We start from the raw sequence: 19,808 nt of genomic DNA, 5'->3' as shown, positions 1-19,808 counted from the left end.
GCCGCGCCGGAAGGGGGGTGCGGTCCCGCGGGGCCGCGCCCCCCCTTCAGTCGTCGCGCGTGCCGTCCGTGATCCGGACCGGCAGCGCCGCCAGCGCCTCCCGCAGCGCCGCCGCGAACTCCTCGAACTCCTCGTGCCGGGCGGCCCCGGTACGCATCCCCAGCGCCACCCGCCTCGACGGCGCGGGCTCCGCGAAGTACCCGGTGGCCAGCGCCTCGTTGCGGTCGGTCTCGACGGTCACCGCGGTGCGCGGCAGCAGCGTCACCCCGAGCCCGCCCGCGACCAGCTGCACCAGGGTGGAGAGCCCGGCCGCGGTGGTGGTGACCGGCGCCCCCTCCGTGCGTCCCGCCTCGCGGCAGATGTCCAGGGCCTGGTCGCGCAGGCAGTGGCCCTCGTCGAGCAGCAGCAGCGGGAGTTCGCGCAACGCCTCGCGCGGGATGTCGGCCCGGCCGCCCAGCCAGTGGTCCTTCTCCATCACCAGCACGAAGTCCTCGTCGAAGAGGGGGAGCTCGCTCAGCCCCGGCACCCCGAGCGGCACCGCGAGCAGCAGCAGGTCCAGCCTTCCCGCGGCCAGCCCCTCCAGCAGCGAGGAGGTCTGCTCCTCGTGCACCTGGAGGTCGAGGGCCGGGTAGCGCTCGTGGACCAGCCGCAGCACGGTCGGCAGCAGATACGGGGCCACGGTCGGGATCACCCCCAGCCGGAGCACCCCGGTGAACGGCGCCCGGACCGCCTCGGCCTCCTCCATCAGCTCACCCACGGCCTCCAGCACCGCCCGCGCCCGCACCGCGAGCCGCTCCCCGGCCGGTGAGAGCAGCACCTTGCGCGTCGTACGCTCGATGAGCTGGACACCCAGTGCCTCCTCCAGCGCCGACACGGCCCCGGAGAGCGCCGGCTGACTCATCCCGATTGCGGCCGCCGCGTCCCTGAAGTGCAGATGTTCCGCGACGGCCACGAAGGCACGCAGCTGCGAGAGGCTGGGCTGTTTGGGCCGACTGCCCTGATTGCTCTGCGCCACTGATAGGCACCTCCGATCATCACGACCGAGTGTAGCTATTTCCGTGATCAATGCACTCTGTGCCAAGGTGGGGTTCGTCCAACCCTCAGGAAAACCCCCAAAAGGGAATTCCAACGCTTCAAGGAGAGCGCGTGCTCACTGTCGGTGACAAGTTCCCCGAGTTCGACCTGACTGCTTGTGTCTCGCTGGAGAGCGGCAAGGAGTTCGAGCAGATCAACCACAAGACCTACGAGGGCAAGTGGAAGATCGTCTTCGCGTGGCCGAAGGACTTCACCTTCGTGTGCCCCACCGAGATCGCCGCCTTCGGCAAGCTGAACGACGAGTTCGCCGACCGTGACGCCCAGATCCTCGGCTTCTCCGGCGACTCCGAGTTCGTGCACCACGCCTGGCGCAAGGACCACCCGGACCTGACCGACCTGCCGTTCCCGATGATGGCCGACTCGAAGCACGAGCTCATGCGTGACCTCGGCATCGAGGGCGAGGACGGCTTCGCCCAGCGCGCCGTCTTCATCGTCGACCAGAACAACGAGATCCAGTTCACGATGGTGACCGCCGGTTCCGTGGGCCGTAACCCCAAGGAGGTCCTGCGGGTCCTGGACGCCCTGCAGACCGACGAGCTGTGCCCGTGCAACTGGACCAAGGGCGAGAACACCCTGGACCCGGTCGCCCTCCTCTCGGGCGAGTGAGCTGACAGCGACATGGCACTCGACGAACTGAAGGCCGCCGTTCCGGACTTCGCCAAGGACCTGAAGCTGAACCTCGGTTCGGTCATCGGGAACAGCGAGCTCCCGCAGCAGCAGCTGTGGGGCACCGTTCTCGCCTGCGCGATCGCCTCGCGCTCGCCGAAGGTGCTGCGCGAGCTGGAGCCGGAGGCGAAGGCCAACCTCTCCGCGGAGGCGTACACCGCCGCGAAGTCGGCCGCCGCCATCATGGCGATGAACAACGTCTTCTACCGGACCCGGCACCTGCTGTCGGACCCCGAGTACGGGACGCTCCGGGCGGGCCTGCGGATGAACGTCATCGGCAAGCCCGGCGTGGAGAAGATCGACTTCGAGCTGTGGTCGCTCGCGGTCTCCGCGATCAACGGCTGCGGCCAGTGCCTGGACTCCCACGAGCAGGTGCTTCGCAAGGCCGGCGTGGACCGTGAGACCATTCAGGAAGCCGTCAAGATCGCCTCGGTGATCCAGGCGGTCGGCGTGACCCTCGATGCCGAGGCCGTGCTCGCCGAGTAGGACAGCGGTACCCCTTGTACGAGGAGGGCCCCGGGGACGACCGACCGTCCCCGGGGCCCTTCTCTCTTCCGCCCGTGGGTCCTATGCGCCGGGCCCGTGCTTCGTGCCGCCGTCGTCCCCGTCCCGGTACGGCTCGTCGTCGCCGTAGTCGATGTCCTCGGGCGGCGATCCGGGGGCGGGCGTGGGAGCGACGTCGACCGCGGTGGCCCCGCGCGGGACGGGCGCGTACCGCAGCGCCTCCTCCTGCCCGTACGCCCGCAGATAGCCGACCACCGTGTTGGTGACCGCGACCAGCGGCACCGCGACGACCGCTCCCCCGATGCCCGCGATCATGCCGCCCGCCGCGACCGAGAGGACCACGGCGAGCGGATGCACCCGCACCGCGCGTCCCAGGATGAACGGCTGGAGCACGTGCCCCTCGATCTGCTGCACGGCGAGCACCACCACGAGCACCATCAGGGCGGTGAACACGCCCTGGGTGACCAGTGCGACGACCACCGCCAGCGCCCCGGAGATCACGGCGCCGACCAGTGGGATGAAGGCGAAGAGGAAGATGAAGACGGCCAGCGGCACCGCCATCGGCACATCGAGGAAGAAGATCCCGAGCCCGATGAAGATCGCGTCGATCAGCGCCACGATGACGGTGCCCCGCACATAGGCGGTCAGCGTCCGCCAGGCGCGCGGCCCCGCGCCCGCGACGCCCGGCCGGGCCTGGGCCGGCACCAGCTTCAGCACCCAGTGCCAGATCCGCCTCCCGTCGTAGAGGAGGAAGAGCGTCGAGAACATCGCCAGCAGCATCCCGGTGAGGAGCTCCACCATCACGGTGACGCCCTGGAGTCCGGCGGACGTTATCTGCTCGGTGTTGGTGCCGATGGTGTCGCTGAGGTTCTTCGCGACATCGTTGATCTGCTGCTGGGTGACGTGGAAGGGGCTGTCGAGCAGCCAGTTCTTCAGGTCCTCGATACCCGTCTGCACCTTGTCGGAGAGGGTGTCGATGTTGTCCATGACCTGCCAGACCACGAACCAGCCGACCAGGCCCATGATGACGAAGCCCAGGATCGCCGTGACGGCGGTGGCCAGACCGCGCGGCAGCCCGTAGCGCCGCAGCCGGGCGACGGTCGGCTGGAGCATCGCGGTGACGAGCAGCGCCGCGACGAAGGCCAGGACCACCAGCTGCACGGCGCTGATGACCCGCATCAGCACCCAGAGGGTGCCCGCCAGGACGAGCAGCCGCCAGCCCGCCTCGGCCGCGACCCGCATCCCCCAGGGGATCGCCGCGACGGGATCGGGCCGGGCGGCGACGGAGGGGGCGTACGAGGGCGGTGGCGGCACATGGTCGGCCGTGGCACCGCGCCCGGCCTCGGCGGGCACGGCGGAGTCGTGCACGGCGGAGGGGGCCGCGGGCAACGCGTGCCGTGCGGCCTCGTCCCCCTCGGCCTCGGCCCTGCGCTGCTCCAGCCGATCGCCCAGTTCGGTCAGTTCGGCGCCCAGCCGGCCGAGCCACCCCGGAAGTTTCGACATGATCGTTTCTCTTCCCCCGTCTCCTCGCCCCGACGCTCCCCGGCCGAGCGGTAGAAACCGACCGTACACGCGCGAAGCCCCTCACCGTGGAACGGCGAGGGGCTCTGCACGCTGGGAACCGGAACCTGTGCGGGTTCTAGTACCAGTGGTTGGCCTGCCAGAACGTCCAGGCACCGCACGGGCTTCCGTAGCGACTGCTGTTCATGTAGCTGAGGCCCCACTTGATCTGGGTGGCCGGGTTGGTCTGCCAGTCCGCGCCGGCCGACACCATCTTCGAGCCGGGCAGCGCCTGCATGAGGCCGTAGGCGCCGGTGGACGGGTTGCTCGCCCGGTAGTTCCAGCTCGACTCGGCGTTCACGATGTTGCTGAAGCACTGGAACTGGTCGGCGGGCACGATCTGACGCGCCATCGCCTGGATCTCGGCCACGGTGTACGAGCCCTGCTGGGCGAAGGACGAGGCGCTGCGGATCGAGGAGCGGCTGGCGCGCTCGTCCGCTTCCTTCTCCTTCTTGGCCTTGCGCTCCTGCTCCAGCTTGTCCTCGGCCGCCGCCTTCTTCGACTTGGCGTCCTTGGCGGCCTGGATGCGGGCCGCTTCCTCCACGGACTTCTTGGCCGCCGCGTCGGCCGCGGATGCCTGGGCGTCGGCCTGCTGCGTCAGCGAGGCGGTCTGCACCTGGGCCTGCTGGCCCGCGGGGATGTCTGCGAGCAGCGTGGTGTCGGCTGCGGTCGCCTCGAAGTTGTTGTCGTCGACAGCAGGAGTGCTGCCCGATGCAACGCCCACGACGGCGCCAACGGTGGTTACGGCAGTGGCGGATGCCACGGCGAACCCCCGGACCGAGATCCGGCTCACACGGTGTCCTTCCAGCATCGCCCGCTTAGGTGACCTCGCGGACGCAATCGTGCCCCTGGCGCTGGCCTCCCTACTGCTTGGGTCACGGGAGGCACGGACCCGGTGGGCGACTCCCCGGAGGAAGCGCCGCGTGGTACTCGCGGGCGGCATACGGACGGCGATTGTTGAGTTGTGTGGTGCGTGGCACCTCTGGAGGTGCGGGTGTGCCGTATGCGGGGCCTGACGGAAGCAAGACTCTGCCGGAACGGCGCACCGGGAAGCAATTCTCCGTTGCGTGTGAAAGCTCACACCTCGTTTGGAGCAAGTGATTTTCGGAAAAGGTGCCGCAACGCGATGCCGCCCGGCTAAGCTGCTTCGCTCGCCGGGCGGCATCAACTGTCGTAACCCGTATCAGATCTGGCCTTCCTCCAGCATTTCGGTCACCAGTGCGGCGATCTGCGAGCGCTCGGAGCGGGTGAGGGTGACATGCGCGAAGAGCGGATGCCCCTTCAGTTTCTCGACCACGGCGACGACTCCGTCGTACCGGCCGACCCTGAGGTTGTCCCGCTGGGCCACGTCATGGGTGAGCACCACCCGGGAATTCGCCCCGATCCGGGACAACACGGTCAGCAGCACGTTCCGTTCGAGCGACTGCGCCTCGTCCACGATCACGAAGGCGTCGTGGAGCGAGCGGCCCCGGATGTGGGTGAGCGGCAGGATCTCCAGCATCCCGCGCCCCAGCACCTCCTCGATGATCTCGCGCCCGGCGACCGCCGAGAGCGTGTCGAAGACGGCCTGCGCCCAGGGGCTCATCTTCTCGGCCTCGGTGCCGGGGAGATAGCCCAGCTCCTGCCCGCCGACCGCGTACAACGGGCGGAAGACCATCACCTTCTGGTGCTGCCTGCGTTCCAGGACCGCTTCGAGCCCGGCGCAGAGCGCCAGCGCCGACTTGCCGGTGCCGGCCCGGCCGCCCAGTGACACGATGCCGACGTCCTGGTCGAGGAGGAGGTCGAGGGCGATGCGCTGTTCGGCGCTGCGGCCGTGGATGCCGAAGGCCTCCCGGTCGCCGCGGACCAGGCGCACATTGCCCTCGGCGGTGACCCGGCCGAGCGCCTTGCCGCGCTCGGACTGGAGGACCAGTCCGGTGTGCACGGGCAGTTCGGCGGCCTCGGGCACGTACAGCGTCTCCTCGCCGTAGAGCAGATCCACCTGCTCGCCGGCGAGGGAGAGCTCCGACATGCCCGTCCAGCCGGAGTCGGTGATGGCGAGTTCGGCGCGGTACTCCTCCGCGAGGAGGCCGACCGAGGACGCCTTGATGCGCAGGGGCAGGTCCTTGGAGACGACGGTGACGTCGTACCCCTCGGCCTGGAGGTTGCGCGCGACCGCGAGGATCCGTGAGTCGTTGTCCCCCAACCGGTAGCCGGCCGGCAGTACGCCGGGGTCGGAGTGGTTGAGTTCGACGCGGAGCGTCCCGCCCAGGTCCCCGAGCGGTATCGGGGCGTCGAGCCGGCCGTACCGGACCCGGAAGTCGTCCAGCAGGCGCAGGGCCTGCCGGGCGAAGTACCCGAGTTCCGGGTGGTGCCGTTTGGCCTCCAGTTCCGTGACCACGACGATCGGGAGCACGACTTCGTGCTCGTCGAACCGGACCATGGCGTTCGGATCGGCCAGCAGGACGCTGGTGTCGAGAACATAGGTGCGCCTGTCGGGCATGCGGCGCTTTGTGCTGGTCACCACGGAAGGACGTACCCCCTCGGACGAGGTTGGGGTGCGACGGCGTCGCGGAGCATCCCAATGGGAGAGAACGGACCGGGCTCGGGCCCCGATGCACGGGCCGGGCACCGGCCCTCCGCGTCGGCCTCGCTGTTCGTGCGGTCCTTCGTGTGCAAAGGGCCTCCCGGGCGAGCGGACTCCATGCCGCTCACTTGGACACGACGTCCGCCTGGTTCCTGACCGGACGTCGACCTGTCAGGGGTATTCCCTCGAACACGCGAAGCCATGCAGCCCGGGACAGGCTGGTGAGCTGGGATGTGTGCCTCGGGGCACGTGGGTTCGGGCGCACCGCCCGCGCGGTCCGTCCTCGAACACCGGACGGACCGGGAACGGCGGGCGGACGGGCCGGGAACGGCCGGTGGACGGGCCCGGGGCGGCCACCGCGGCGGGGTGCCGCCCGGGGCGGCGAGCCCGTGCCGGGTGCGTGCCGGGGGGTCAGCCGCCGTAGCGGCGGCCGCGGGCCGCGTAGTCGCGCAGGGCGCGGAGGAAGTCGACCTTGCGGAAGGCCGGCCAGAAGACCTCGCAGAAGTAGTACTCGGAGTGCGCGGTCTGCCAGAGCATGAAGCCGGAGAGCCGCTGCTCGCCGCTGGTGCGGATGACGAGGTCCGGGTCGGGCTGGCCCCGGGTGTAGAGGTGTTCGGAGATCAGGTCGGTGGAGACGATCTCGGCCAGGTCCTCGAACGAGGTCCCCTTGGCGGAGTGGTCCAGCAGCAGCGAGCGGACCGCGTCGGCGATCTCCTGTCGCCCGCCGTAGCCGACGGCGACGTTGACCAGTATCCCGTCGATACCGATGGTGGCCTGCTCGGCCTCCTTGAGCACCGTCTGGGTGTGGGAGGGCAGCAGGTCGAGCGTGCCGACGTGGTGGACCCGCCAGCGGCCGTCCGCCGCGAGGTCGCGCACGGTGTTCTCGATGATCCCGAGGAGCGGTGTCAGCTCGGCCTCGGGGCGGTCGAAGTTGTCCGTGGAGAGCAGCCAGAGCGTGACGACTTCGACATCCGTCTCGCTGCACCAGCCGAGCAGGTCCTTGATCTTGTTCGCGCCGGCCTGGTGCCCCTGCGCGGCCGTGCCTCCGGACGCCTTCGCCCAGCGCCGGTTGCCGTCGAGGATGACGCCGATGTGCTTGGGCACCTGGGTGTGGTCTAGGCGGGCCTCCACCCGGCGCGCATAGAGCCCGTACACCAGGTCGCGCAAGTTCACTGAGTTCACCTCTCGGTTCCGTGCGGGCCCGCCCGCCCCTTTGCCCGGGGTCCGGGGTCGTCCCCCTGGGGATCGCCGCACCGGTTCACAGAGTCCGTCGCCCCGCCGTGCCGTGGCAGTCCCCGAAGCCGCCACATTACTGCGCAGGCGGCGCACCGGCCCAACCCGGCCTGTCACAAGTCCGTGATAAGGAGAGAAACGTGACTGATTCTCCTTTCCCCTACCGGGCCGCCGATTCGCGCTACGACTCCATGGAGTACCGCCGCACCGGCCGCAGCGGTCTCAAGCTTCCCGCCGTCTCCCTCGGTCTCTGGCACAACTTCGGCGACGACCGCACGCTGGACTCCCAGCGGGCGATCCTGCGCCGCGCCTTCGACCTCGGGGTGACCCACTTCGACCTGGCCAACAACTACGGGCCGCCGCCCGGCTCCGCCGAGCTCAACTTCGGCAAACTCTTCCGCCAGGACTTCGCCCCGTACCGGGACGAGCTGATCATCTCCACCAAGGCCGGTTACGAGATGCACCCCGGCCCGTACGGGGAATGGGGCTCCCGCAAGTATCTGCTGTCGTCGCTCGACGCCTCGCTGAACCGCATGGGGCTCGATTACGTGGACATCTTCTACTCCCACCGCTTCGACCCGGAGACCCCGCTGGAGGAGACGATGGGGGCCCTGGCCTCCGCCGTCCAGCAGGGCAAGGCGCTGTACGCGGGGGTGTCCTCCTACAACGCGGAGCAGACCGCCGAGGCGGCCCGGCTGCTCCGGGAGATGGGCGTACCGGCGCTGATCCACCAGCCCTCCTACTCGATGATCAACCGCTGGATCGAGGACGACGGCCTGCTCGACGCCCTGGAGACGGCCGGCATGGGCTGCATCTCCTTCGTGCCGCTCGCCCAGGGCCTGCTCACCGGCAAGTACCTGACGGGCATCCCGCAGGGTTCCCGTGCCACCCAGGGCAAGTCGCTGGATCCCGGTCTGCTCTCGGACGAGGTGGTGCGCCGGCTGAACGGGCTGAACGACATCGCCCGCCGCCGCGGTCAGTCGCTCGCCCAGCTGGCGCTCAGCTGGGTGCTGCGCGACAGCCGCATGACGTCCGCCCTGATCGGTGCGTCGAGCGTGCGGCAGCTGGAGGAGAACGTCGCGGCGCTCGGCGGACAGCCGTTGACGTCCGAGGAGTTGACGGAGATCGACACCTTCGCCGTGGACACCGCGGGCACCAACATCTGGGCCGGGCGGGGCTGACGGGACGGTCGGTTTCGCGGGGCCGTACGCGGTCGGCGCCGCGGGCCGACAAAAAACGGGCCGGTCCGTGGGGGGGGATACGGACCGGCCCGAGGGGGGGTTTCCACCATAACCCTTCGTAAGTGATGCTGCGTGCCACGCCACTCCACAATCACTCTCCGAATTCACCGGACTTCATTGCGCGCGCATCGCCCGGTTGACGTCCGGTGGCCGCCGGGCGGCTTCGCGCCGGGATTCAGGACAGGAACCGGCCTGATGGATGGCTAGCTTCCCCGTCATGACGACCCGAATCCCGACCGTGTCCTGGACCGCCGCGAACGCCCGCCGGATGGCGCGCCAGGGGCTGGTCTCCCCCGGCCGTCCCGACCCCGCCGGCGTGGTCGGGACGATGCCGGCCGCGCATGCCCAGGTCCTCTCGGCCGCCGAGCTCTCCGTCGGGCTGCGGACGACGGGCGTCACGCGTACCCGGGTGCGCGACGCGCTGTGGAAAGACCGCACCCTGGTGAAGACCTTCGGTCCGCGCGGCACCGTCCATCTGCTGCCGATGGCCGAACTGCCGCTGTGGACCGGTGCGTTGTCCGCGCTTCCGGCCGGGCGCAACCCGTTCGCCGAGGACGTACGGATGACTCCGGAGCAGGTCGAGGTGGTGCTCGCCGCGATGGAGGACGCGCTGACCGGGGCCGAGCTGACCGTCGACGAGCTCTCCGACGCGGTGGTGGAGCGGGCCGGGGCGTGGGCGGGGGACCTGGTGATGCCCGCCTTCCAGGGGATGTGGCCGCGCTGGCGGCAGGTGATGCATCTGGCGGGTCACCGCGGTGTGCTGTGCTTCGCGCCGGACCGCGGCCGGAAGGTCACCTGTACCCGCCCCGGCGTCGTACCGCTGGACGGCCCCGAGGCGCTGAACGGTCTGGTGCGCCGCTATCTGTACGCGTACGGCCCCGCCACGCCCGCGCACTTCGCGAAGTGGCTGGCCGTGTCCCCCGCCTGGTCGGCGGAGCTGTTCGCGGGGACGGCCGCGCGCGGCGGGATCGAGCGGGTGACGTACGAGGGCGGGCCCGCCTGGGTGGTGGCGGGCGACACCGGCTTCCCGGCGGAGCCGGTCCGCGGGGTGCGGCTGCTCCCCTACTTCGACGCGTTCGTCGTCGCGTCCCAGCCGCGCGAGCGGCTCTTCCCCGGGGCGGCGTACACCAGGGCGCTGGCGCGTGGCCAGGCGGGGAACTTCCCGGTGCTGCTGGTCGACGGCACGGCCGCCGGGGTGTGGCATCAGAGGCGTTCGGGCCGCCGGATCGCGGTCACCGTGGAACCGCTGACACCCCTGACGGCCGGACAGCTGCGGGAGCTGGAGGCGGAGGTGGCGCGGGTCGGCGAGGTACTGGAGGGGAACGCGGAGCTGACGGTGGGGACGGTGACGGTGGGGGCGCACGCGTAGGGACGGGCGCGGGGGGGGCGGTGGTCGGGGCCCTGTGGCCGGTGGTCGATGGTCGGGGCCCTGTGGCCGGTGGCCGTTGGTCGGGGCCCTGTGGCCGGTGGCCGTTGGTCGGGGGCGGGGCCCGGCGGTCGGGGCCCGGGGGCCGGCGGTCGGGGCCCGGGGGTCGGAACGGTGCTCCGGGGCGGCTCGTGCGGCGCGCCCGGTCGGCGGCGCTCGGGGGCGGCCGGGGCGGCGCGCTCAGGTGGTGGCCGGGGCGCCGCGGTGGCCGCGGGTGAAGCGGATCGCCACGGTGTCGCCGCCGATGACCACGAAGCTGCCGTCCTCGCAGCGGATCACCGCCTCGCGCACCTGGCCGTTCTCGTCCCCTCGTTCCTCGGTGCGGGTGACCGTCCAGCCCCCGTCGGGCGGCCGCGGCAGGTTCGACACGGCCGCGAACTCCCACTGCCCCGACGGTACGCACCAGCCGGGCAGCGTCGGCCAGGCGCCGGGGCCGACGTGCAGGGTTCCGTCCGAGGCGCAGGTCAGGATCACCGACTGGCCGTCCGCCAGCAGGAATTCGACGGCCTCCGGCTCCCCCAGCCGTCCCTCCGGCCGGTAGAAGACACCGAGCACCCCGATGACCCGGGCACCCCTGAGCCAGTCGGCCCTCCCCTGTCGCGGGACCCGCGGGACCCGCGGTGTCCCCTCGTCGTTCCCCACCCTCATGGCCACATCCTTCCCCACGCGTTCGCCGTCCAGGGTCGCACCCTTCGGGCCCGTGCGGCGGGCGTGGCTACGCCGGTTTGCGGGCCTCGATCAGGAATCGGGTGGTGTGGGCGACGAACGGCCCCTCGGTCTCGATCAGATGGTGCAGCTCGGCCAGTCGTGGCCGGTACTCCTCGACGGTGAAGCCCGGCACCATCCAGATCACCTTGCGCAGGAAGTAGACGACGGCGCCGATGTCGAGGAACTCGGTGCGCAGGGTCTCCGCCCGCAGGTCGACGACGTCCAGCCCGGCCGCCTCGGCCGCCGCCCGCGCCTGCTCGGGGTCGCGGGAGCCGCGCACCTCGGGGGGCTGCGGGCCGAGGAAGTACTCGACGAGCTCGAAGACGCTGGCCGGGCCGACCTGTTGGGAGAAGTACGTGCCGCCGGGGGTGAGCACCCGCGCGATCTCCTCCCACCAGGTCGTCACCGGATGCCGGCTGACCACCAGGTCGAAGGCGTCGTCGCCGAACGGCAGCGGCGGTTCGTCCGCGTCGGCGACCACGGCCGCACCGCGCGGGTGCAGGAGCGCGGTGGCGCGGGCGATGTTCGGCGGCCAGGACTCGGTGGCGACGGTGAGCGGCGGCAGCTTCGGCGCGGATGCGAGGACCTCGCCCCCGCCGGTCTGGATGTCGAGCGCGGCCCTGGCCCGGCCCATGCGGTCCGCCATGGCGCGGGCGTAGCCCCAGGAGGGGCGCTGCTCGGTGGCGCGACCGTCGAGCCAGGAGAAGTCCCAGCCGTCGACGGAGACGGTGGCCGCCTCCTGGACGAGGGCCTCGAATCGTGTGCGTTCGGCCGCGGCCGACGCTTCCTCGGATGTTCCGGACATACGGGGATGGTGTCATCCGGGCCTCGCGCGACGCGACTCGATTACGCCGGGGGCGGGGCGTACGGCGAGGTCAGGCGGCCAGGGCGCCGAGCAGCAGGCCCAGCAGCGCGCCCGTGATCATGAACGGGCCGAACGGGATGCCGGTCTTGCGGCCGGCCCGCTTCAGGACCATCAGCCCGAACCCGTACGCCGCTCCGAGCAGGAACCCGGCGAAGCCGCCGGCGAAGACCACGGCCCAGCCGTACCAGCCGAGAACCGTGCCCAGGGACAGGGCGAGCTTGACGTCCCCGAAGCCCATTCCGTTCGGATTGATCAGGAAAAGCAGGAAGTAGAAACCGCCGAGGGCGGCTCCGCCGAGCAGGGCGGACAGCCAGGAACCGGCGTGCTCGGGGAGCAGCGCGGCGGCGCCGAGGAGCACGACGGCCGCCGCCGCGGCGGGCAGGGTGAGCTGGTCGGGCAGCCGGTGGACCCGGCGGTCGATGGCCGCCAGGAGTACCGCGACGGGTGCCAGCAGCAGCCAGACGGCCAGTTCGGGGCGGGGCCCGGTGGCCGCGGCGAGGAGGGCGCAGGAGAGCGCGGTGACGACGGGGGCGAGGACGCCGGGGGCGTAGCGCGCCGTGCGCCGGGTGCCGTCGGGTCCGGCGGCCCGAACGTCCGGCTCCTCGCCGGGGGCGTCCGGCGCCGGTGTACCGCCGGGGGCGTCCGGCATCCGTCCCTCGCCCGGGGCGGCGGGCGCCGGGACCGCCGCGCACGACGCGCACCGGGGGGAGCCGAGCCAGCCGCGGGCGGCGCCGGTCAGGGCATGGCCCTCGGGGCAGGCATCGCGCCAGGGGTCCTCCGGCTCGACGGAGAACCGGTAGGCCGCGCGCGGGACCAGCAGTCCGGCCGCTGCGCCCCAGAGTGCGGCGAGCACTGTCAGCATGGCTTCCACGGAGCGACCCTAAGCGGGCGCCGGACACGGGTCATGGGTCCTGGGGCCCACTGCGCACCGTTCCGGACCCAGCGGCCGTCACGTGGCGCTACCTTCATGGCCATGGCTCAATGGCGCAATGGCAAGGGCACGTTGACGGTCACCGACGCACAGGGAGGGCAGGGGGAGGCGATACCGCTGCGGATCGCGGCCTCGTACCGCGCCCGGAGTCGCGGGCTGCTCGGGCAGGACGGGATCGACGGCGCGCTGATGATCACCCCGTGCGGGAGCGTGCACAGCTTCCGGATGCGGTTCACCATCGATGTGGCGTACCTGGACCGGAAGTTCAGGGTCGTGGCGGTCCACACGATGAAGCCCGGCCGGCTGGGCATGCCCCGGCTGCGGGCCCGGCACGTGATCGAGGCCGAGGCCGGGACGATGGAGAAGTGGGGGATCCGGCCGGGGGCCCGGGTGACGGTCGCCCAGGGCGCGGACGAGATCGACCGGAAGTGAACGTACGGGAGTAGCCGTGCGGGAGTGCCCCGTACGGGAGTGAGCCGTGCGGGAGTGAACGTACGGAACCGGCGGCGCGGGAGCAGACGTACGGGATTGGTCGCGCGGGAGTGAGCGCGCGGGAGTGAGCGCGCGGGAGTGAGCGCGCGGGAGTGAGCGCGCGGGCGCGGCGGGGTCGCACGCCCTCCGCCGCCGTTCACCGGCCCGCGCCCGCGCTCCGACCCTCGCCCTCGCTACGCCCCTCGCCCGCGCCCGGTGGGTCTCAAGGCCGGAGCTTCGTACGGGAGAGCGGCAGGGCGGGCGCGATCGACCAGAGGACCTCGGCCACGTCCTCGCCGGGGTTGTCCCAGGCGTGCGCGGCCCGCGCCGAGAACGTCGTCGAGTCACCGGCCTCCAGGAACCTGGGCTCGCCGTCCACGCTCAGCCGCAGCGTGCCGCGGACCATGTACGCGAAGACCGTCTCGGCCTCCAGGCTGTACGCGCCGCCGGAGCCGCCACCGGGGCGCAGGATCGTCCGCATGACCTGGACGTGCCGCTCCTCGGCGGGGGTGAGGAGGAACTCCTCGATGCCATGTCCGCCCATCTCCAGCTTGGCGCCCAGGCCGCCCTTGACGACGTCCTGGTCCGGATAGTCGAAGAGCGTGGCGATGCCGGTGCCCAGGGCCTCGCAGATGCGGATCAGGGTCGGGACGGAGACCGAGGTCTTGCCGCGCTCGGCGAGGCTGAGAAACCCCTTGGTCACGCCCGCCACCTCGGCGACCTGAGCGAGCGTCAGCCGCTGGGCCAGGCGGAGCTCGCGCAGCCGCGGACCGATCGTGGACATATGGCTGTCAGGGGCTTCGGACATGGCGGACACGCTACCTGTCGGGGATGTCACGGGCAGTGGCCGGGTGAAGGCGCAGGTCAAAAGGGTTTCCGGAAGGGTCTTTACCCATCGAGTTTAGTGCTGTAAAACTTGACGAAAGTTTAATGGCGCTAAACAAGACGCCCCGGCGGGCCTGCTGTGCCCCCTCGCCGTCCCTGTCGCCCTCCCCTCCCCCGTGACCGTTCCGCACCACCCGAGGAGTAAGCCGATGAGCTCCCCGTCCTTCCAAGAGAGCACCGCGCGCACCGTGCGCGGCGTCGTCTTCCGCTCCCCGGGCCAGGAGGTGACCGTCGCCGACATCACCCTGGCCCCGCCCGGCCCCGGCGAGGTCGAGGTCGCCGTGGCCGCGGCCGGCGTCTGCCACTCCGACCTGCATGTCCTGCGCGGCGAGTGGGACCACCCCACCCCGGTCGTGATGGGGCACGAGGGCTCCGGCGTGGTCACCGCGCTCGGCGCGGGCGTCACCGGCCTGGCGGTCGGCGACCACGTCGTCCTGTCCTGGGTCCCGTCCTGCGGCACCTGCCGCTTCTGCCTCTCCGGCCGCCCCGCCGCGTGCAGCCTGGTCGCCGAGGTCGTCGCGCCCGGCGGCGTGCTGTACGACGGCACCAGCCGGCTCTCGGTGGACGGCGAACCCGCCCACCACTACCTCGGCGTCTCCTCCTTCGCCGAGCGGGTCGTGGTTCCCGCCTCCGGCGCGATCAAGGTGCGCCAAGACGCGCCCCTCGATGTGATCGCCCTGGTCGGCTGCGCCATCGCCACCGGTGTCGGGGCCGTCCGCAACACGGCGGGCGTCGAGGCCGGGGCGACCGTGGCCGTCATCGGCTGCGGCGGGGTGGGCCTGTCCTGCGTACAGGGCGCCCGGCTGGCCGGGGCCGGCCGCATCGTCGCCGTCGACGTCGTCCCCGAGAAGCTGGAGCTGGCCCGCCGGCTCGGCGCGACGGACGCGGTCGACGCCCGTGACGGCGATGTCGTCGAGGCCCTGCGCGCCCTGGTGCCGGAGGGCCTGGACTACGTCTTCGACGCCATCGGCAAGATCGAGACCACCGAGCAGTCCATCGCGGCGCTCGGCCAGGGCGGCGCCGCCGTCATCGTCGGCCTCCCGCCGACCGGCCGCACCGCCCGCTTCGACCCGCTCGCGCTCGCCGAGGCCGACCAGCGCATCCTCGGGTCGAACTACGGCTCGGTCGACGCCGCCCGGGACATCCCGGCCCTGGTGGACCTCGTGGTGTCGGGCGAGCTCGACGTGGAATCGATGATCTCGGCACGGCGTCCGCTGGACGAGGCGGGCGACGCCCTGGCCGACCTCGCCGCCGGCCACGCCCTGCGTCAGCTGCTGATGATGGAGGACCGGACATGAGCACCGCCGGAAAGCAGGCCGCCGCCGGAGCACCCGCCGACGGCCTGGCCCACCGCTCCGTCTCCACGTTCGAGGTCGGCGCGCAGAGCGTCGCGAACGTCGCGCCCAGCGCCGTCATCGCGTTCGCCCCCGCCAGCATGGCGGCGTCCGCGGGCAACGGCGCCTGGTTCTCCTTCTTCCTGGCCATGGCCGCCGTGCTCGCCATCGCGTACTGCATCTGCGTCTTCGCGCGCAGGCGGGCCGGGGTCGGTTCGCTGTACGCCTTCTCCCGGCTCTCGCTCGGGGCGCCCGGCTCCTTCGTGACCGGCTGGGCGCTGCTCATCGGGGCGGTCTGCATCGGCTCGGGTTCGCTGGCGGGCGCCGGTTACTACACGGCGCGCGCCCTCGACCAGATCGGCATCGGGGTCTTCACCGGGATCACCGGCCAGATCCTGCTCGACGTACTGCTGGCGGCCGTCGCCATGCGGCTGACCATCGCCAGTGTGCGGACGGCGGCCCGGGTCGCCTCGGTGCTGGAGGTCGTGTCGATCGTCCTGATCGTGGTCGTGCTGCTCCCCGCCTTCTTCAAGAGCGGGAACATCATCGACACCGACCAGCTGAGCCTGAGCGGTTCCACCCTCGACGGCATCGTCTTCGCGGTGGTGCTGGGTGTGCTCGGCTTCGTCGGCTTCGAGGGCGCCGCCTCGCTCGGCGCCGAGGCCACCGATCCGTACAAGGCGATTCCCCGCTCGGTGATGGGCAGCGCGGTGCTGGCCGGCGTGCTCTACATGTTCGCGACGTACGCGCAGGTCGCCGGGTTCGGCGGGGCGGACGCGCTCGGGAGGAGCTCCGACCCGATGGACGAACTGGCGGAGATGTCCGGGCTGGGCTTCCTGAAGTTCTTCCTGCACGCGGGGTTCGCCGCGTCGTTCGTGGCCGTGGTGATGGCCTGCATCACCGTCGCCGCCCGGCTGCTGTTCGGCATGGCGAAGGAGGGAGTGATGCCGGCCCGGCTCGGTGTCGCCCACCCGCGCCACCGCACCCCGTCCACCGCGATCTGGACCATCACCCCGTTCGTCGTCGTCCCGGCGGTGCTCGTGGTCGGCGCCGGTACCGCGCCGCTGAACGCGACGTCGTACATCGACACCATCGGCGTCTTCGGGTACATGCTCAGCTACACCCTGGTGTGTCTGGCCGCGCCACTGTTCGTGCGCCGGATCGGGGCGCGCGGCCTGCTGCTCACCTGGGGCCTCGGGCTGATCGGTGCCGCCGCGATGGTCTACGTCTTCTACCGCAACCTGTGGCCGGTCCCCGAGTGGCCGCTGAACGTGCTGCCGTACGTGTTCGTCGGCGCCCTGGTCGTCGGCATCGTCGGCTTCGCCGTGCTGCGGGTCCGCAGTCCGGAAATCGCCCAGCGCGCGGGGACGTTCGCGGACGACCTGGACTGACCCCGCCGCCCCTCCTCCTCCCCTGTCCCCCTTCCCCTCCCTCTCCCCCGGAGCCCCGGCCCCCGCACCCCGCGGCGGGCCGGGGCTCCGGCCGTTGGGCCCGACTTTGGGGCCAAGGGCCCAGGTCATCCGGCTCGTACATCCGTACGCTCACGTCCACACCCGCATGGCGAACCGCGGGTACGGACAGGGCACTTGGGCGTCGGAGAGGAAGAACCGTGACGGGTGGCGGGGGCTGGGGAAGCGGAAGCGCGGGCCGCGTACCGCCGGGCGGCGGGGGCGGTGGCTCCCCGGCGGGCGGTGGCGTGTTCTTCGCGCTGACCCGGAGCTGGGCCGCCGGCGCGCTGGTCTACATCGCCGCCGGGTACCTGGTGTCGCGCGGGCTCGTCGAACTGCTGGCCACCGACGAACGCCTCGCGAGCTTCGGCTGGCGGCTGGCCCTGCTGCACGTCCCCAACGTCATCACGACCGTCCTCACGGTCCTGGCCTCCGCCCGTGTCCTGCCCGACGAGCACCGCGAGTCCCGGGTGCTCACGCTCGTCGCCTCCCTCACCGTCCCGCTGGCCGCGCTGGTCTACGGGCTCGCCGTGTCCTGGCACCTGGTGGACGTCGAGGGCACGTTGATGCCGCTGGTCTCGCTGGCGACCGGCGCGGCGGCGGGGCTGGCCGTCGACCGGCTGCTGGACGACCGCGCGGACGAGCCGGAGCCCGCCCCGTACCACCCGTACTCCTGGCGGGACGGCGGCGCCACCGCCATGGAGTACCTCGGGGTGGTCGTCCTCGTGGTCACGCTGATCGGCGCGATGGCGATGGCGGGGGTCGGCGGGCAGATCGGCGAACGCATCCGCTGTGCGATCAGCACGATGGGCGGCGGCGGTGGCGGCTGCTCCACGGGCGGCGGCGACACCACCGCGAAGCCGAAGACCGACGCCGACTACGAGCCCAAGATGTGCCAGGTCTCCAGCGTCTCCGACACGGTCGGCGACAAGGTGAAGATCGGCTGGTTCGAGTGGGGCAACGAGTACGGCTTCCAGCAGAAGGTCAGCCAGGCCAAGACGGACGTGAACGGCGACGGCAAGGTCGACGAGAACGACAAGCTGGTCTACATGACGTTCACCGACGCCGCCTCGGCCGGCGCCACCGCCAGCACCCCCGGCGTCAAGCTCGGCAAACTGGGCAAGGCGGATGTGGACGTCGGCGGCGGCATCAAGATCACCAACGGTGACACCTGGGTCTTCAAGAGCGAGGAGGACGCCAAGAAGATGCGGGACGACATCGAGGAAATGAAGATGTGGGAGACCTCCACCAAGTACAGCGGCGGCTACGGCGGCGGCTGGTACTCCGGGATGAAGTGGGCCGACAAGAAGAAGGACGTCGAGAGCAAGATCGGTGACAAGAAGATCTCGTACTCGACCATCGGTCTCAACGCGTACGCGGACGGCGGCCTCTCCATCAGCGCGGGCGACGAGGCCGAGCTGGGCGCGAAGCTCGGCGGCAAGGCGAAGTTCTCCCCCGAGGTCACCATCACCAAGGACGACGTCAACGGCAACGAGTCGTACACGTACACCGCCAAGCTGGAGCTGGAGGGCAAGGTCAGCGGCTCGGCCGGTCCGCTGGGCGGCGCGGCCTCCGCAAAGGACAACCGGACCGGGGCGGTCACCGTCACCCGCGACCAGAAGACCGGAAAGATCGTCCGGATCGACATGACCCAGACCATCGAGAACGGCGCGACGTCCAACAAGGGCGACATCAGCGGCGACAACGGCGAGAAGGGCAAGGACAAGCGCGGCGGCAAGGTCAGCGGCTCGGACTCCTCCGGCGAGACCGGCATCGAGGTCCTGACCAACTCGATCGTCTTCGGCAAGGACACCGACAAGGCCACCGAGGACAAGCGCGCCATCGCCGAGCAGTGGCTGGACGGCTCCGGCAACAACACCGCCCCGTTCGAGTACATGTTCGGCGATCACGCCCTGGAGCAGAAGCCCACCGGGACCGACCCGTTCGACCAGCTGATGTACCAGGACGGCCTGTCGAGCAAGATGAAGTACACCGGTCAGACGGACGCCCAGGAGTTCGGCTTCGAGGTCTCGCTCGGCATGAGTCTGGGATTCTCCCTCTCCGACGAGCACAAGAAGGAGACACTGACGGACGCGGAGTTCCTCGGGGCCCCGCAGGGCGACAAGCGCTCGTACCTGCCGTACAGCTACTGCGCGAAGTAGCCGCAACGGCGGGAGTACCGCTCCGGGGCGTATCGACGTACGGGAGTACGGGGTACGGGGGTACGGAAGTACCGCTCCGGGGCGCGGCAACCACGCACGACGAAGAGGCGATAGGCGATGACGACGACGAAGAAGACGTACCGGACGATCGGCGCGATCACCGCCGCCGCCATCGGCTTCGCCCTGCTCGCCGGCTGCGGCGGGGAGACCGCCGCGCTCCCGGAGGGCTGGGCGAAGCTCGACACCAAGAGCCTCTCCGTCGGCTACCCCGGCGACAAGGGCTACAAGGAGCAGCCCGCCACCGAGCGGGCCGAGGCCAACGCGGCCGTCGCGGTCAAGGAGGAGGGCGGGCTGCGCACGGGCATGGTCTCGGTGCAGCTCGACTTCGCCACGGGCGTGGACAGCGCCGCCGAGGCGGCCTCCGCGGCGGGCGCCGGCATCGGGTTGGGCGCGACCCGCAAGGGGACCGAGGAGGTGCGGCTCGCGGGCGCGGAGAGCGCCCGTGACGCGCGCCGGATCGACTACGAGTTCACATCGAGCGGCAAGGACCGGACACCGGCCCAGGGCACCCGGATGACGGGGGTCGTGGTGGCGGGCGTCGATTCGAAGGACGTGCCGTTCGCGGTCCGGATCAATGCGGTGAAGGGCTCGCTCAGCGCGAAGGACCTCGACGCCTTCGTCGACTCGATCACGGTCAAGTAGCGGATCGGGAG

Annotated in this window: 18 protein-coding genes; 9 read left to right on the top strand and 9 right to left on the bottom strand. The window is 71.3% G+C overall.

The genetic code is table 11. The features are described from left to right. Positions 1-46: 46 nt before the first annotated feature. Positions 47-1,015: a hydrogen peroxide-inducible genes activator gene (locus ACFVFH_RS07505; protein WP_383764716.1), complete on the bottom strand. Its 969-nt coding sequence runs from the start codon at positions 1,013-1,015 to the stop codon at positions 47-49. A gap of 131 nt (positions 1,016-1,146) precedes the next feature. Between ACFVFH_RS07505 and ACFVFH_RS07500 the strand changes: the two genes are divergently transcribed. Together ACFVFH_RS07500 and ACFVFH_RS07495 are read left to right on the top strand one after the other, a co-directional pair. Then, complete coding sequence (locus ACFVFH_RS07500) at positions 1,147-1,701, top strand: peroxiredoxin (protein WP_031083404.1); 555 nt, start codon at positions 1,147-1,149, stop codon at positions 1,699-1,701. Between the two features lie 12 nt (positions 1,702-1,713). Continuing rightward, positions 1,714-2,247 (top strand): alkyl hydroperoxide reductase, encoded by a 534-nt coding sequence (locus tag ACFVFH_RS07495; RefSeq protein WP_072483998.1) that lies wholly within the window; start codon positions 1,714-1,716, stop codon positions 2,245-2,247. A gap of 81 nt (positions 2,248-2,328) precedes the next feature. On the opposite strand, the gene ACFVFH_RS07490 is transcribed toward ACFVFH_RS07495, so the two are convergent. The 4 genes from ACFVFH_RS07490 to ACFVFH_RS07475 form a co-directional block, all read right to left on the bottom strand. Then, positions 2,329-3,768 carry an AI-2E family transporter gene (locus ACFVFH_RS07490; RefSeq protein WP_383764714.1) on the bottom strand — a complete coding sequence of 480 codons (1,440 nt, stop codon included), beginning with the start codon at positions 3,766-3,768 and terminating at the stop codon, positions 2,329-2,331. Positions 3,769-3,904: 136 nt separating this feature from the next. Further along, entirely contained in the window at positions 3,905-4,618 is a 714-nt protein-coding gene (locus ACFVFH_RS07485) for a transglycosylase SLT domain-containing protein (RefSeq protein WP_383764711.1), read from the bottom strand. 390 nt (positions 4,619-5,008) lie between these two features. Next, entirely contained in the window at positions 5,009-6,331 is a 1,323-nt protein-coding gene (locus tag ACFVFH_RS07480) for a PhoH family protein (RefSeq protein WP_093550200.1), read from the bottom strand. Positions 6,332-6,802: 471 nt separating this feature from the next. Beyond that, positions 6,803-7,564 (bottom strand): isoprenyl transferase, encoded by a 762-nt coding sequence (locus ACFVFH_RS07475; protein ID WP_383764708.1) that lies wholly within the window; start codon positions 7,562-7,564, stop codon positions 6,803-6,805. Between the two features lie 200 nt (positions 7,565-7,764). Between ACFVFH_RS07475 and mgrA the strand changes: the two genes are divergently transcribed. Together mgrA and ACFVFH_RS07465 are read left to right on the top strand one after the other, a co-directional pair. After that, positions 7,765-8,805: an L-glyceraldehyde 3-phosphate reductase gene (mgrA, locus tag ACFVFH_RS07470; protein WP_383764706.1), complete on the top strand. Its 1,041-nt coding sequence runs from the start codon at positions 7,765-7,767 to the stop codon at positions 8,803-8,805. A gap of 277 nt (positions 8,806-9,082) precedes the next feature. Beyond that, positions 9,083-10,234 (top strand): winged helix DNA-binding domain-containing protein, encoded by a 1,152-nt coding sequence (locus tag ACFVFH_RS07465; RefSeq protein ID WP_383764703.1) that lies wholly within the window; start codon positions 9,083-9,085, stop codon positions 10,232-10,234. 237 nt (positions 10,235-10,471) lie between these two features. Here ACFVFH_RS07465 and ACFVFH_RS07460 read toward each other — a convergent pair whose 3' ends face one another. From ACFVFH_RS07460 to ACFVFH_RS07450, 3 genes are all read right to left on the bottom strand, one after another. Further along, positions 10,472-10,939: a hypothetical protein gene (locus ACFVFH_RS07460; protein WP_383764701.1), complete on the bottom strand. Its 468-nt coding sequence runs from the start codon at positions 10,937-10,939 to the stop codon at positions 10,472-10,474. A gap of 67 nt (positions 10,940-11,006) precedes the next feature. Then, positions 11,007-11,804, bottom strand: a complete 798-nt coding sequence (locus ACFVFH_RS07455; RefSeq protein ID WP_383764698.1) for a class I SAM-dependent methyltransferase — start codon at positions 11,802-11,804, stop codon at positions 11,007-11,009. A 70-nt stretch (positions 11,805-11,874) separates the two neighbouring features. Beyond that, a complete protein-coding gene (locus ACFVFH_RS07450) occupies positions 11,875-12,735 on the bottom strand; it encodes a prepilin peptidase (protein WP_383764695.1) in 861 nt (286 codons plus the stop codon). Between the two features lie 96 nt (positions 12,736-12,831). Between ACFVFH_RS07450 and ACFVFH_RS07445 the strand changes: the two genes are divergently transcribed. Continuing rightward, on the top strand, positions 12,832-13,227 hold the full coding sequence (locus tag ACFVFH_RS07445) for a DUF192 domain-containing protein (RefSeq protein ID WP_383764692.1): 396 nt from the start codon (positions 12,832-12,834) through the stop codon (positions 13,225-13,227). Positions 13,228-13,489: 262 nt separating this feature from the next. Here the strand turns inward: ACFVFH_RS07445 and ACFVFH_RS07440 are convergent, their stop codons facing one another. After that, positions 13,490-14,074 carry a helix-turn-helix domain-containing protein gene (locus ACFVFH_RS07440; RefSeq protein ID WP_383764689.1) on the bottom strand — a complete coding sequence of 195 codons (585 nt, stop codon included), beginning with the start codon at positions 14,072-14,074 and terminating at the stop codon, positions 13,490-13,492. 226 nt (positions 14,075-14,300) lie between these two features. Between ACFVFH_RS07440 and ACFVFH_RS07435 the strand changes: the two genes are divergently transcribed. The 4 genes from ACFVFH_RS07435 (at position 14,301) to ACFVFH_RS07420 (ending at position 19,797) form a co-directional block, all read left to right on the top strand. Next, the gene (locus tag ACFVFH_RS07435) at positions 14,301-15,449 is read left to right on the top strand and encodes a Zn-dependent alcohol dehydrogenase (RefSeq protein ID WP_383764687.1); all 1,149 of its coding nucleotides are present in this window, start codon (positions 14,301-14,303) and stop codon (positions 15,447-15,449) included. After that, complete coding sequence (locus tag ACFVFH_RS07430; RefSeq protein WP_383764684.1) at positions 15,446-16,876, top strand: APC family permease; 1,431 nt, start codon at positions 15,446-15,448, stop codon at positions 16,874-16,876. Before ACFVFH_RS07435 ends, ACFVFH_RS07430 begins: the two co-directional genes overlap by 4 nt. A gap of 218 nt (positions 16,877-17,094) precedes the next feature. After that, positions 17,095-19,095, top strand: a complete 2,001-nt coding sequence (locus ACFVFH_RS07425; protein WP_383764681.1) for a hypothetical protein — start codon at positions 17,095-17,097, stop codon at positions 19,093-19,095. A gap of 117 nt (positions 19,096-19,212) precedes the next feature. Further along, entirely contained in the window at positions 19,213-19,797 is a 585-nt protein-coding gene (locus ACFVFH_RS07420; RefSeq protein WP_383764678.1) for a hypothetical protein, read from the top strand. Positions 19,798-19,808: the final 11 nt, after the last annotated feature.

Source organism: Streptomyces sp. NPDC057697, assembly GCF_042799335.1.
Taxonomy (GTDB): Bacteria; Actinomycetota; Actinomycetes; order Streptomycetales; family Streptomycetaceae; genus Streptomyces.
This window is presented reverse-complemented; position numbering and strand designations above follow the sequence as displayed.